Consider the following 557-nt stretch of genomic DNA (forward strand, 5'->3'; position numbering starts at 1 on the left):
TACGCCTTTCATCGCCTCTGACTGCCAAGGCATCCACCGTGTACGCTTAGTCACTTAACCATACAACCCGAAAGGGTCTCTGTTTTACTTTTCGCTTTTGAAAAGCGAAAACAAACTAGTATGGTAACTAACCAAGGTTTTTGGTTGTCATCAAGAAGGGTTAATTCCTGATAACTGTTTGCCGGACTCAATTTACTTTTTGTTTCCACTTTTTAATAAAAATTAGAATCAAAAAATGAACAATCATTTCTGATCATTCGAATACAAGACACTTGAATGTGTTTGTTTTGTTTATACCGTTCTTAATAAATAAGAGCAGATAAACATTGAGAACTTTTAAATTTGATTTGAATTATTCGTAAGTAATCAAATCAGTCAGCTTTCCAAATTGTTAAAGAGCAAGAGTTTTTCGAGTTTTAAACTTTCAAAACCATTTTTAAAAACTCTCATTAGACTGTTGTCATCAAAGAATGTTTAAAGATGGTGGGCGATACCGGGCTCGAACCAGTGACCCCCTGCTTGTAAGGCAGGTGCTCTCCCAACTGAGCTAATCGCCC

At 36.4% G+C, this 557-nt stretch carries 1 tRNA gene; it reads right to left on the reverse strand.

Annotated elements, in window-relative coordinates:
* Positions 1-481 precede the first annotated feature (481 nt).
* Positions 482-557: transfer RNA gene (locus NX845_RS23395), tRNA-Val, on the reverse strand.

The sequence above is a fragment of the Vibrio sp. NC2 genome, from assembly GCF_025195005.1.
In the GTDB taxonomy this organism is placed as follows: domain Bacteria; phylum Pseudomonadota; class Gammaproteobacteria; order Enterobacterales; family Vibrionaceae; genus Vibrio; species Vibrio splendidus.